At 72.3% G+C, this 12,681-nt stretch carries 12 protein-coding genes; 2 read left to right on the top strand and 10 right to left on the bottom strand.

Annotation, left to right across the window (positions count from 1 at the left end):
- Positions 1–10: 10 nt before the first annotated feature.
- The 7 genes from ACFWE1_RS10870 to ACFWE1_RS10840 all read right to left on the bottom strand — a co-directional run bounded on the left by ACFWE1_RS10870 (position 11) and on the right by ACFWE1_RS10840 (position 6,126).
- Positions 11–547 (bottom strand): regulatory protein RecX, encoded by a 537-nt coding sequence (locus ACFWE1_RS10870; protein WP_376933464.1) that lies wholly within the window; start codon positions 545–547, stop codon positions 11–13.
- Positions 548–837: 290 nt separating this feature from the next.
- Positions 838–1,902: a recombinase RecA gene (recA, locus tag ACFWE1_RS10865; protein ID WP_230766598.1), complete on the bottom strand. Its 1,065-nt coding sequence runs from the start codon at positions 1,900–1,902 to the stop codon at positions 838–840.
- Positions 1,903–2,165: 263 nt separating this feature from the next.
- Complete coding sequence (locus ACFWE1_RS10860; protein WP_376933463.1) at positions 2,166–2,396, bottom strand: DUF3046 domain-containing protein; 231 nt, start codon at positions 2,394–2,396, stop codon at positions 2,166–2,168.
- Positions 2,397–2,487: 91 nt separating this feature from the next.
- A complete protein-coding gene (locus tag ACFWE1_RS10855) occupies positions 2,488–2,796 on the bottom strand; it encodes a helix-turn-helix domain-containing protein (protein WP_189086033.1) in 309 nt (102 codons plus the stop codon).
- A 213-nt stretch (positions 2,797–3,009) separates the two neighbouring features.
- Positions 3,010–4,569 (bottom strand): tripartite tricarboxylate transporter permease, encoded by a 1,560-nt coding sequence (locus ACFWE1_RS10850; protein ID WP_376933462.1) that lies wholly within the window; start codon positions 4,567–4,569, stop codon positions 3,010–3,012.
- Positions 4,562–5,116 carry a tripartite tricarboxylate transporter TctB family protein gene (locus tag ACFWE1_RS10845; protein ID WP_376933461.1) on the bottom strand — a complete coding sequence of 185 codons (555 nt, stop codon included), beginning with the start codon at positions 5,114–5,116 and terminating at the stop codon, positions 4,562–4,564. Before ACFWE1_RS10845 ends, ACFWE1_RS10850 begins: the two co-directional genes overlap by 8 nt.
- Positions 5,113–6,126, bottom strand: a complete 1,014-nt coding sequence (locus ACFWE1_RS10840) for a Bug family tripartite tricarboxylate transporter substrate binding protein (RefSeq protein ID WP_376933460.1) — start codon at positions 6,124–6,126, stop codon at positions 5,113–5,115. The genes ACFWE1_RS10845 and ACFWE1_RS10840 overlap by 4 nt, the downstream gene beginning before the upstream one ends.
- Positions 6,127–6,354: 228 nt before the next feature.
- Between ACFWE1_RS10840 and ACFWE1_RS10835 the strand changes: the two genes are divergently transcribed.
- Both ACFWE1_RS10835 and ACFWE1_RS10830 read left to right on the top strand, forming a co-directional pair.
- Positions 6,355–7,956 (top strand): ATP-binding protein, encoded by a 1,602-nt coding sequence (locus ACFWE1_RS10835; RefSeq protein ID WP_376933459.1) that lies wholly within the window; start codon positions 6,355–6,357, stop codon positions 7,954–7,956.
- Positions 7,953–8,639, top strand: a complete 687-nt coding sequence (locus ACFWE1_RS10830; RefSeq protein ID WP_376933458.1) for a response regulator — start codon at positions 7,953–7,955, stop codon at positions 8,637–8,639. Before ACFWE1_RS10835 ends, ACFWE1_RS10830 begins: the two co-directional genes overlap by 4 nt.
- On the opposite strand, the gene ACFWE1_RS10825 is transcribed toward ACFWE1_RS10830, so the two are convergent.
- From ACFWE1_RS10825 to ACFWE1_RS10815, 3 genes are read right to left on the bottom strand one after another with little or no spacing between them, the layout of a single operon-like run.
- Positions 8,636–9,175: a CinA family protein gene (locus ACFWE1_RS10825; RefSeq protein WP_376933457.1), complete on the bottom strand. Its 540-nt coding sequence runs from the start codon at positions 9,173–9,175 to the stop codon at positions 8,636–8,638. The two genes, ACFWE1_RS10830 and ACFWE1_RS10825, sit on opposite strands and share 4 nt — an antisense overlap.
- On the bottom strand, positions 9,172–9,777 hold the full coding sequence (gene pgsA, locus ACFWE1_RS10820) for a CDP-diacylglycerol--glycerol-3-phosphate 3-phosphatidyltransferase (protein WP_376933456.1): 606 nt from the start codon (positions 9,775–9,777) through the stop codon (positions 9,172–9,174). Before pgsA ends, ACFWE1_RS10825 begins: the two co-directional genes overlap by 4 nt.
- An 18-nt stretch (positions 9,778–9,795) precedes the next feature.
- Positions 9,796–12,648, bottom strand: coding sequence for a DNA translocase FtsK 4TM domain-containing protein (locus ACFWE1_RS10815; RefSeq protein ID WP_376933455.1), 2,853 nt, complete (start codon positions 12,646–12,648; stop codon positions 9,796–9,798).
- Positions 12,649–12,681: the final 33 nt, after the last annotated feature.

Raw genomic sequence — 12,681 nt, 5'->3', positions numbered from 1 at the left:
TCGCACCAGTCTACGAGCGTTCGCGAGGCAGCGCCGTCGCCACCGCCTCCCGCACGACGTCGCCCGGATACCCCCGCCTGGCGAGGAACGCCGAGAGCCGGCGCTCGGCGACCGCACGGTCGAGTCCGCCGAGCTGCCGCGCCCGACGTTCGGCGACCGCGATCGCGTTCGTGAGCTCCACCTCGGGGTCGAGCTCGCCGACGGCCTCTCGGGCGACGCCGACGTCGACGCCGCGCCGTGCGAGCTCGGCGAGGATCGCCCCGCTCCCCCGGCCGCGGCGTTCGCCGTGACTGTGCACGAGCTGCTCGGCGAGCCGGGCGTCGTCGAGGTAGCCCAGCCGTTCGTAGCGCTCGATCCACTCTTCGACCTCGACGTCGTCGAGCCCGTGCTCGACGAGGACGGCACGCACCTCGGCGACCGACAGCGCCGAACGCCGAAGCCGGCCGACCACGATGCGGTCGATGCGCTCGTCGCGCTCGGGCCCCGGCTCGTCGTGCTCAGCGGAGCTGCCATCGAACGTCGCCTCGTCGGCGGGCTCGGGCGTCACGGCGATGAGGTGCGACCACTCGCTGCCCCGGGGCGATCGTGCCGCCGAGTCGCGCGAGCGCGAGCCCGAGCGACTCGGTCGAGAGACCGACGAGCGCGAGTCACCCGGTCGCGATGCGGCCGGCCGCGCGGAGGTCGCCCCCGTACCGCTTTCGCGCGCGCTCGGCTCGACACCGGGCACCGCCCACGGCAGATACGCGACGGGCGCGAGCCGCTCGGACTCGGCCGGCTGACCGACCTCGTCCGAGCGCTCGCGCCCACCACCCGGCTCGTGCCGACGGACCATGGGACTCAGGCGCCCCGGCGCTTCGCGTCGATCGACTCGACGTTGCCGCCCGTCTCGGCGGCCTGCTGCCCCTGCTTGCCGATGCCGAGCTTCACCAGGATCTTCTGCTCGATGTCGGCGGCGATGTCGGGGTTCTGCAGGAGGAAGTTGCGCGCGTTCTCCTTGCCCTGACCGAGCTGGTCGCCGTCGTACGTGTACCACGCGCCCGACTTCTTCACGATGGCCTGGTCGACGCCGTAATCGATGAGCGAGCCCTCGCGGGAGATGCCGACGCCGTACAGGATGTCGAACTCGGCCTGCTTGAACGGCGGGGCCATCTTGTTCTTGACGACCTTGACGCGGGTGCGGTTGCCGACCGCCTCGGTGCCGTCTTTCAGGGTCTCGATGCGGCGGATGTCGAGGCGGACTGAGGCGTAGAACTTCAGCGCCTTGCCGCCCGCGGTCGTCTCGGGCGAGCCGAAGAACACGCCGATCTTCTCGCGGAGCTGGTTGATGAAGATCATCGTGGTGTTCGTCTGGTTGAGCCCACCGGTCAGCTTGCGGAGCGCCTGCGACATGAGGCGGGCCTGGAGACCGACGTGCGAGTCGCCCATCTCGCCCTCGATCTCGGCACGAGGCACGAGCGCCGCGACGGAGTCGATGACGACGAGGTCGATGGAGCCGGAGCGGACGAGCATGTCGGCGATCTCGAGCGCCTGCTCGCCCGTGTCGGGCTGCGAGACGAGGAGCGAGTCGATGTCGACGCCCAGCTTCTTCGCGTAGTCGGGGTCGAGCGCGTGCTCGGCGTCGACGAAGGCGGCGATGCCGCCGGCGCGCTGCACGTTGGCGATGGCGTGCAGGGTGAGCGTGGTCTTTCCCGAGGACTCCGGGCCGTAGATCTCGATAATGCGGCCGCGGGGCAGGCCGCCGACGCCGAGCGCGACGTCGAGGGCGATGGAACCGGTGGGGATGACCTCGACCGGGGCGCGCTCTTCGCTGCCGAGGCGCATGACGGAGCCCTTGCCGAACTGGCGGTCGATCTGGGCGAGGGCGGTTTCGAGGGCTTTCTCGCGGTCTGCGGGAGAGGGCATGAGGTGGGCTCCTTCTGAGTCGGTCGGCTGCCTCTAGGCTGTCGCGCCTCGAGCGGGGCCGTGACCCCGCCCGCCTTGCGACAAGGCGGGTTCGGATCGGAAGATCCGACGCCTCCGACGCTAGTCACCACCACCGACACCGAGTGCCGGAGGCGGTGAACCGTGGACGGATCCGGGATCACCTCACCTGTTGAGGACAGTACCGCAGCACCGAACGCATGTTCGAACCCGCCGCGGCGTGTCGAACAGATCTTCGGCCAGGATCAGCTCGTGGCGCGCGGCTCGCGGATCGCCGGCCCGTGTCGGCGCGCCAGCGGCACATCCGTCGCCTCGCAGAGCGCCGACCAGACCTCGCGGGCCGGCACGCCGTCGGCGAGCGCCTCCTTCGCCGTGCGCCCGCCGAACGGGGCGAGCGCCAGATCGGCGACCACAACCCCGCCGTAGCCCTCGCCGAACTCCTCGGCGACGGCGAGCTGGAACTCACTGAGCTTCACGTCGACCTCCTGGCGGCCACACGGCCGGAACAGCCGAACGGCCGGTCGAGGACCGGCCGTTCGGGAAATCGGGGAGCACTGAACGCGGGGCTCAGCGCACCATCATGTCTGCGTCGAACTCGGCGACGAGCTCGTCGGGCAGGCTGTCGGGCACCGCGGTGAGGCCCTCGAGCACGGCGATGCGATCGCCGACCTCGTGCATGATCACCGAGATGGGAGTGTCGAGCGCCTCGGCGACGGACGCGAGAATCTCGCTCGACGCCTCCTTCTGCCCGCGCTCGACCTCACTGAGGTAGCCGAGAGCGACGGAGGCCTTGGACGCCACCTGACGGAGGGTGCGCCCCTTCTGCAGCCGGAAGTCCCTCAGCACATCGCCGATCTCCTGACGAACCAGAACCATCGGAACCTCCTTCTCTTCTGCCTCTCGGTCCGGTTGGACCGGAATGGGAGGGTCAGTCTAACCGACGTCTCCCGTGAGTCAGACTCTAGCCTTGCACACTGGATTTCCCGTGTGAACTCGTCACATGTAACGGCTCGGAGTCGGCGGGTATTCCGCGGGGCCCCGCGACGATCCCGGGCGATCGTCACGGGGCCCCGCGGCCCGCGCCTGCGACTACTTCCTCGCGTCGTCGATCGCCTGGATCGCCGAGGTCGGCACGAGCTTCGGCGCGGCCTCGAGCTTCGCTCGCCGGCGCTTCAGCCAGACGCCGCCGAGCACGATCACGGCCATGGTCGAGTAGGCGATGATCGCGAACGGGCTGTGCACGAGGTAGAGCAGGTCGCCCTGGCTGATCGCCATCGCCTTGCGCAACTGCTCTTCGGCCATCGGCCCGAGGATGCCGCCGACGACCATCGGCGCGACCGGGTAGCCGTAGCGGCGCATGAGGAAGCCGGCGACGCCGACGACGAGCAGGGTGAGGGTGTCGAACACGTTGAAGTGCAGCGCGTACGCGCCGAGACCGGCGAAGGCGAGGATGCCGGCGTAGAGGTACGGCCGCGGGATGCGCAGCACCTTCACCCACATGCCGACGAGCGGCAGGTTGAGCACGAGCAGCAGCACGTTGCCGATGTAGAGGCTCGCGATGAGCGCCCAGACCAGGCCCGACTGGTTCTCGAAGAGCAGCGGGCCCGGGCGGATGCCGTACGACTGGAACGCGGAGATGATGATGGCCGCGGTCGCCGTGGTCGGCAGCCCGAGCGTCAGCAGCGGCACGAGCACGCCCGCCGCCGCCGCGTTGTTCGCGGCCTCCGGACCCGCGACGCCCTCGATCGCACCGCGCCCGAACTGCTCGCGCGCGCGGCCCTTGGCGAGCTTGCGCTCGCTCGCGTAGGAGAGGAACGTCGCGACATCGGCACCGCCGGCCGGGATCGTGCCGATCGGGAAGCCGATCGCCGTGCCGCGCAGCCACGGCTTCCACGAGCGGCGCCAGTCGCTGCGGGTCATCCAGCTGCGCCATCCGCGCGTGACCGGGATGAGCTGCACGGCGCCGTGCCGCAGCCGCGACGCGACGTAGAGCGTCTCGCCGAGCGCGAAGAGGCCGACGGCGATGAGCACGACGTCGATGCCGTCGGCGAGGCTCGGCACCCCGAAGGTGTAGCGCTGCTGCCCCGAGAGCACCTCGGTGCCGACGAGCCCGAGCATGAGCCCGAGGCCGAGCGAGACGAGCCCGCGCGGCACGCTCGAGCCGAGCAGCGCGCCGACGGTGAGGAACGCCACGACCATCAGGGCGAAGTAGTCCGCCGGGCCGAGCTGCACCGCGAGCTTCGCGATGCCGGGCGCGAGGAAGGTGAGCAGCACGGTGGCGATCGTGCCCGCGACGAAGGAGCCGATGGCGGCCGTGGCGAGGGCGGCCGCGCCGCGACCGGCCTTCGCCATCCGATTGCCCTCGAGCGCGGTGACGATCGACGCCGACTCCCCCGGCGTGTTCAGCAGGATCGAGGTGGTCGAGCCGCCGTACATGCCGCCGTAGTAGATGCCGGCGAACAGGATCAGCGCGCCGGTGGGATCGAGCGAGTAGGTGAGCGGCAGCAGCAGGGCGACGGTCATCGCCGGTCCGATGCCGGGGAGCACGCCGACCGCGGTGCCGACGAAGACGCCGAACAACGCGTAGAGGAGGTACTGCGGCTGCAGGGCCGTGGCGAAGCCCTCGAGGAGGGCGGCGAGACTATCCATTGAAGATCGGGATCCAGTCGAGCAGGGGGCCGGCGGGGAGCGAGAGCCCCAGCCAGGACCCGAAGAGCAGTTGCGTGGCGAGGCCGAGACCGAGGCCGACGAGCACGGCGACCCACCAGCGCTTCGCGCCGAGCGTGAGCGCCGCACCGGCGAAGACGGCGGCGATCGCGATCGGCCAGCCGACGAACTCGATGAGCACGAGCTGCGAGCAGAACACGGCGACGAGCAGCACGACCGCCCGCCAGTCGGTCTTCGCGTTCGGGTCGACGTCCTCCCCGTCGTCCGGCTGCCCGCGGTGCCCCGTCGCGATCGCGACGATGACGGCGACCGCGGCGACGAGCAGCAGGGCGCCGACGAAGTACGGGAAGACGCGCGGGCCGAGCACACTCGCCGAGCCCGGGGGAACGCGGATGGCCCCGGCGCCGACGATCACGCCGACGCCGAGCAGCGCGCAGACGACCGCGAATGCGAGCTCGCCGATCGGCCGGCGGGGTCCGGCCCCCGCCGGGCGGGGGGCGCCGGCGGGGTCCGGAGTCTCGGTGGTCACTTCGCGCCCAGGCCGATCGTCTGCAGCGTCTCGGTGACCTCGGCGATGTTGCCGTCGAGGAACTCCTGGAACTCGTCGCCGACGAGGAACGCGTCGCTCCAGCCCTTGTCGGCCAGGGTCTTCGCCCAGGCGTCGGAGGCGTGCAGCTCGGTCACGAGCTCGACCAGCGCCTCGCGGTCGGCGTCGTCGATGCCGGGAGGGGCGAGGAGCCCGCGCCAGTTGGTGAGCTCGATGTCGTAGCCCTCGTCGACGAGGGTCGGCACCTCGGGCAGGAGCTCGCTCGGCTCGCCCGAGGAGACGGCGAGCGCACGCAGCTCGCCCGCCTCGACCTGCTCGGCGAACTCGCCGACGCCGGAGATGCCGGCCTGCACGGTGCCGCCGAGCAGCATCGTGACCGCCTCGCCACCGCCCGAGTTCGGGATGTAGTTCAGCGTCGACGGCACCTCGGCGGGGTCGACGCCGGCCTCGGTGACGAGCATGCCGGCCAGGATGTGGTCGGCGCCGCCCGCCGAGCCGCCCGTGACGGAGATCGCGGCGCCCTCCTTCACGATCGCGTCGACGAGATCGTCGACCGTCTCGTACGACGACGAGGCGGGCACGACCACGACGAGCGGCTCCTCGGTGAGCCGGGCGATCGGGGTGACGTCCTCGATGCGCGACTGCGAGGCGTTCGTCTCGACCGCACCGACCATCACGAGGCCGGTCACCATGAGGGTCGCCGGGTCCTTCTCGTTGGCGAGCGCCGCGAGACCGACGGTGCCGCCCGCACCGCCGATGTTCTCCACGGGGGCCTTGGCGACCAGGTCTTCACCGGTGAGCACCTCGCCGAGGGCGCGGGCGGTCTGGTCCCAGCCGCCGCCGGGGTCGGCCGGGGCGATGAGCTGGACGGCGTCGAACGACACGGCCTCCGCGTCGCCTCCTCCGGCGGGCTGCGCTCCGGTGCCGGAACAGGCCGCGAGGCCGAGTCCGGCCGCGAGGGCGAGGGCGGCGGCGCCGGAGCGCCGTGCCATGGGTCGGGAAAGGACCGCGGACCGCGGTCCGGATGCTGATCGCAAGACTCCTCCTTGAGCGCCGGCCACCCTGGCCGGTCGATCGGTACGGCACGAAGCTAGGGCCCGGCTTCCGTCAGGCGGAACACTGCGGTCGTAAGCGTCGTAAGGGTCGTTGCGGTCGTTTCGGTCGTAGTGTTCACGGTCCTGGATGCCTGGCGCCGACCCCGCGTGCGGCACACTGTTCCAGTGGGCCGGTCGATGTCGCTGCGCATGCAGCTCCTGCTGCTGCAGGTGACGATCGTGCTCGCCACCGTCGTCGGCACCGGGCTCGTCGCCGCCCTGCTGCAGGAGCGCCAGCTCCGCGAGTCGTACGAGGACCGCATGGTCGCCGTGGCCCAGTCCGTGGCCTCGCTGCCCGTCATCATCGAGGCGTTCGACGACCGCGCGCCGTCGCGCACGATCCAGCCGATCGCCGAGGTCATCCGCGAGGCCTCCGACGTGACCTACGTCGTCGTGGCGAACGACGACGGCATCCGCTACTCGCACCCGGATCCCGAGCGGATCGGCGAGCGGGTGTCCACCGACCCGTCCGTGCCGCTCTCCGGGAGGATCTACGTCGGCACGCAGACCGGCACGCTCGGCGAGTCCTGGCGGGTCAAGGTGCCGATCTTCGCGGCGGACGGCACGACGGTGATCGGGCAGGTCTCGGTCGGCATCCTCGAGTCCGAGCTGCGCGAAGACTTCCTCGGCGGCCTGTGGGCGCTCTTCGCGGCGCTCGTCGGCGCGACGCTCGTCGGCGTGCTCGGCTCGGCCTGGATCGGCGGGCTCATCCGCCGCCGCATCTATGGCCTCGAGCCCGACGAGATCCGTGCGCTGCTCGAGACCCGCGAGGCCATGCTGCACGGCATCCGCGAGGGGCTCGTCGCGCTCGACGGCGATCGGCGCATCGTGCTCGTGAACGACGCCGCCGCCCGGCTCCTCGGCGTGGACGCCGACGCCGTGCTCTGCCGTGTGGTCGACGAGGTGCTGGACGGCGAGCTCGCCCGGTTCATCGTGGCCGACGAGCCGGCGGAGACCCCGGTGCTCTCCGGCGAACGCGTGCTGCTCGTGCACGCCGACCGCATCCGCGTCGACGGCCGCGAGGTCGGCTGGATCGCGATCCTCCGCGACCGCACCGAGCTCGAGACGATGCTGCGCGAGCTGCAGGGCGCGCAGAGCCTCGCCGACGACCTCCGCGCCCAGTCGCACGAGTTCTCGAACACCCTGCACGTGCTCGGCGGGCTCATCGAGCTCGGCCAGCTGGAGGCGGCCAGCGCGTTCATCGAGCGTGTCGGTGCCGGCGGCGCGCTCGGTTCGCTGCACGACCACGGCGGGATCGCCGACGCGGAGACGGCGGCGCTCGTGCTCGCCAAGCGGTCCCGCGCACACGAGCTCGGGATCGGGCTCGAGGTCGACCCCGCCTCGCATCTCGGCGGCGGGCATCCCGCGGCGGACGACATCCGCACCGTCGTGGCGAACCTCCTCGACAACGCCGTGGAGGCCTGCGTGCTCGGCGGCGACGTGCGCCTGCTCGTGCGCGACGACCTGGAGCCGGACGTCGTGCTGGTGCAGGTCGACGACGACGGGCCCGGCGTCCCCGCCGAGCGGCGCGCCGCGATCTTCCAGCCCGACGTCAGCGACAAGCCGCCCGCACCGGGGAAGGCGCGCCGCGGTATCGGGCTCACGATCGTGCAGCGGATCGCCCAGCGGCTCGGGGGCACCGCCGAGGCCGGCAGCTCCCCCGCCGGCGGCGCCCGGTTCACCGTGCGGCTCCCCGTCGCCAGGGACCGGGTGGGGGCGGACGCATGAGCGACGTCCGCGTCGTCATCGTCGACGACGACTTCGCCGTCGCGCAGGTCAACCGGGCCTTCGTCGATGCGCGGTCCGGCTTCGTCGTCGTCGCCGAGGCGCACACCGGCGCCGCCGCGCTCGCGGCCATCGAGCAGCACCGGCCGGAGCTCGTGCTGCTCGACGTGTACCTGCCGGACCTCGGCGGGCTCGAGGTGCTCCGCCGGCTGCGCGCCTCCGGCGACGAGGTCGAGGTCATCGCCGTCACCGCGGCGCGCGACCTCGACACGGTGCGCCGGGCGCGCCTGCTCGGCGTGCGCCAGTACCTCGTGAAGCCGTTCACCGGGGCGACGCTCGGCGAGCGGCTCGACGAGGTGCGCCGCGAACTCCGTCGCGAGCGTCGCCCCGACGCGCTCGATCAGCAGGAGGTCGACCGCCTGCTCGGCACGGCCGCCACGCCGAGCGGCCCGCTGCCGGTGCCGAAGGGGCTGTCCGGCGTGAGCCTCGGCCGGGTCTCGGCCGAACTCGCGAACGCGGCACCGGATGCCTCGGCCGCCGAGATCGCCCAGTCGCTCGGCATGAGCCGGGTGAGCGCCAGGCGCTACCTCGAACACCTCGTGGCGACCGGCGCGGCCGAGGTCGCCCCGCGGTACGGGGCGGCGGGCCGCCCGGAGCACCGCTACCGGCGGCGGGAGCCGCGCTAGAGCTCGGCGCGCAGCTCGACGACGGCCCGGCGCACCGTCTCGGCCCGGATCGCCGCCCGATCACCGGTCAGCCGGAGCTCGACCGCACGCTCCCCCGCCGGGCCGCTGACCCCCAGGTAGACGGTGCCCGGTGCACGGCCGTCCTGCGGATCCGGGCCGGCGACGCCGGTCGTGGCGATGCCGAACTCCGCCTCGCGGCCGCCGACGGCGAGCGCCGAACGGGCGCCGCGGGCCATCTGCCTGGCGACCTCCGGGTGCACGGCGCCCTCGGCGGCCAGCAGCTCCGCGTCCACGCCGAGGAGCTGGTGCTTCAACGGGGTGGCGTACGCGACGATCCCGCCGTTCACGACCGCCGAGGCGCCGGGGATGCGGATGAGCTCGGCGGCGAGGAGGCCGCCGGTGAGCGACTCGGCGATCCCGAGGCGCAGGCCGCGACGGCCGAGCTCCGCGACGAGCTCGGCGGTCTCGTCATGCGGGGAGGCGGCGCCGGCGCCGCGAGAGGCCGGTCCGAGCGAGGCATCCGCGCCGTCGGTCATGCGCGCCCCGCGCGCCCCTCACGAGCGAGCCGGATCGCGTCCCGCACGTACAGCAGGCCGGACCAGACGGTGAGCACGAGCGCCGCCGCGATGAGCACCGCATTCACCCAGGCCATCCACTCGCCCAGCAGCACGGGCAGCGGCGCGAGGGCGACCGAGATCGCGACCGCCTGCACGACCGTCTTGAGCTTTCCGCCGGAGGAGGCCGGCACGACGTTGCCCCGGCCGAGCTCGACGAAGCGCCACACCGTGATGCCGACCTCGCGGAGGACGATCAGCCCGGTCACCCACCACGGCACCTCGGCGAGGATCGAGAGGCAGACGAGCGCCCCGCTCGTGAGCAGCTTGTCGGCGATGGGGTCGAGGAGCTTGCCGAGGTCGGTGACCAGCCCGCGGCTGCGCGCGATGTGCCCGTCGATGCCGTCGGTCGCGATCGCGACGACGAACAGCGCCGTGGCAGCCCAGCGGAGCGCGCCGCCCTCGCCGCCGTCGGCCAGCAGCAGCCAGAAGAAGATCGGCGCGAGCAGGATTCGCACGATCGTGATCGCGTTCGGCAGATTCCAGTTCGCCGATCGAGCACGCCCTTCGGCGGAGGAGGTCATAGGGCCAAGGCTACCCGGTCAGTCGCGACCGGTGAGGCCCCAGGCATCCTCGTCGTCCTCCGCCTCGACCTCTTCGAGGCCTTCGGGGATGCGGCCCACCGGATCGTCGTAGCGGTCGTCGGGCTGCGGCGCGGCCTGCGGCGGCGCCGCAGCGGCGGGAGCGGCAGCCGGCGCAGCGGCGGGAGCGGCGGCGGGCGCCGGCCCCGACGGCTCGCCGCGGAGCTTCGCCAGCACGCCGGGCAACTGCTCGGCGGTCACGAGCACGTCGCGCGCCTTCGACCCCTCGGACGGGCCGACGATCTCGCGGGACTCGAGGAGGTCCATGAGTCGCCCGGCCTTCGCGAAGCCGACGCGGAGCTTGCGCTGCAGCATCGAGGTCGAGCCGAACTGCGTCGACACGACGAGCTCGGCCGCCGCGAGCAGCAGCTCGAGGTCGTCGCCGATGTCCGAGTCGATCTCCTTGCGCTCGACCGCGGCCTGCACGTCTTGGCGGTAGTCGGGTCGCGCCTGCCGCGTGACGTGGGAGACGACGCGCTCGATCTCGGCCTCGCTGACCCACGCACCCTGCACGCGGAGCGCCTTCGACGCCCCCATCGGCAGGAACAGGCCGTCGCCCTGGCCGATGAGCTTGTCGGCGCCGGGCTGGTCGAGGATGACGCGCGAGTCGGTGACGCTCGTCACCGCGAACGCGAGCCGCGACGGGACGTTCGCCTTGATGAGGCCGGTCACGACGTCGACCGAGGGCCGCTGGGTCGCCAGCACCAGGTGGATGCCGGAGGCGCGGGCGAGCTGCGTGATGCGGACGATCGAGTCCTCGACGTCGCGCGGGGCGACCATCATGAGGTCGGCGAGCTCGTCGACGACGACGAGGAGATAGGGATAGGGCTTCAGCACCCGCTCGCTGCCCGCCGGCAGCACGATCTCATCGTTGATGACGGCCTTGTTGAAGTCGTCGATGTGGCGGAACCCGAACGACGCGAGGTCGTCGTACCGCATGTCCATCTCCTTCACGACCCACTGCAGCGCCTCGGCCGCCTTCTTCGGGTTCGTGATGATGGGCGTGATGAGGTGCGGAACGCCCGCGTAGGGGGCGAGCTCGACGCGCTTCGGGTCGATGAGCACCATGCGCACGTCGCTCGGCTTCGCCCGCATCAGGAGGCTCGTGATCATGGAGTTCACGAAGCTCGACTTGCCCGATCCGGTGGAGCCGGCGACGAGGAGGTGCGGCATCTTCGCGAGGTTTGCGACGACGTAGCCGCCGCCGACGTCCTTGCCGACGCCGATCGTCATCGGGTGCTTCGCGTTCGCCGCGGCCGGCGCGCGCAGCACGTCGCCGAGGGTCACGATCTCACGGTCGGCGTTCGGGATCTCGACGCCGATCGCGCTCTTGCCGGGGATCGGCGAGAGGATGCGCACCTCGTTCGACGCGACCGCGTAGGACAAGTTCTTCGACAACGCGGTGACGCGCTCGACCTTGACGCCGGGTCCGAGCTCGATCTCGTACTGGGTCACGGTCGGGCCCCGCGAGAAGCCGGTGACCTTCGCATCGACCGAGAACTGCTCGAGCACGCCCGTGATCGCACGGACCACGTCGTCGTTGGCCTGTGACCGCGTCTTCGCCGGGGCGCCAGCCGCGAGGGTCGAGGAGGCCGGCAGGTGGTACGGGCGGTCGGGCTGCGGCTCGGCGGCCTCGTCGGGCACGAGCCCCGGCGCCGCATCGGCCCCCGGCTCGTCGCCGAGGCCGGCGAGCGGCTCCAAGACGGCGGTCGCGCCCGCGTCGTCGCCCCGGAGCCCGGTGCCGCCGTGCGGCACCTCGCCCGTGAACCTGGCCACGGCGGACTCGGCGCGCTCGAGCTCGCCGAGCACCTCGGCGCCGTAGCCGTCGCCCTCGATGGCCGACTCGAAGCTGCCGTCGGCCGAGCCGGGGCCGAACACCTCGGTCAGGCCGTCGACGCCGGGCGCCTCGAAACTCGGGTCCTCTTCGCGGTTCGAACTGTTGCGCCGCCACCACGGGACGAGGCCGCTCGCGCTCGACTCCTCGTCGTCGTCGAGCCCGTCGAGCTCGACCGGCTCGCTGCGCTCCTTCTTGCGGCGGCTCGGCTTCGCCTCGGGCTCCGCCTCGACGGCGTCGGCCTCCGGTGCCCCGAAGAGCCAGACGTAGAGCTCGCGGACGCGCGCGCCGATGCGGTTCGGCGGCGTCTTCGTCATGATGAGCAGGGCCAGCATGAGCAGCAGGATCACGACCGCGGTCGCGCCGATCGGCGTGATCAGGAAGATCAGGGGCTGCGCGAGCGTCCAGCCGAGGACGCCGCCGGCCTTCGCGAGCGCCATGATGCCCTCGCTCGGGTCGGGCTGCCCGCCGAAGATGTGGCAGAGCGCCGCCACGGTGACGAGCAGCAGCGCCAGGCCGATGCCGATGCGGGTGTTGTCGTGCACTGAGCTCGGGTGGCGGAACAGCCAGACCGCGAACAGCAGCATGATGATGGGCAGCGCGAAGGCGACCCGGCCGAACAGGGCGCCGAAGCTCCACGCGTCGAGCGTCTGCGCCACGGGGTCGTTGATGAGGAACCACTCGATCACGGCGCCCGCGATGGCGAGGAGCACGAGGAAGAAGGGCAGCCCGTCGCGGCGCTCCTCTTTCTGCAGCGTCTCCGGGCCGAGCGCGCGAGCGGCCCCGCCGGCCAGGTGAGCGAGCCCCATCCACGCCCGCACGAGCAGGTTCGGACCCTCGGGCTGCGCGGCCTTCGCCTGCGCGGCCTTGCTCTGCTTGGCCGTCGCGGCGGGCAGCTTCTTCGTCGGGGCAGTGCGCGCGGCGGCGCCGCGGGTCGAGGTACCCGAGGCACGGCCCGTCGACTTCGTGCTCGTTGCCATGCCCACCAGGCTACGGCCGCCCGCCGTCACCGG

It is taken from the genome of Agromyces sp. NPDC060279 (assembly GCF_042726785.1).
Taxonomy (GTDB): domain Bacteria; phylum Actinomycetota; class Actinomycetes; order Actinomycetales; family Microbacteriaceae; genus Agromyces.
The sequence above is the reverse complement of the archived record's forward strand: the minus strand, read 5'-3'. Positions and strand labels throughout refer to the sequence as shown.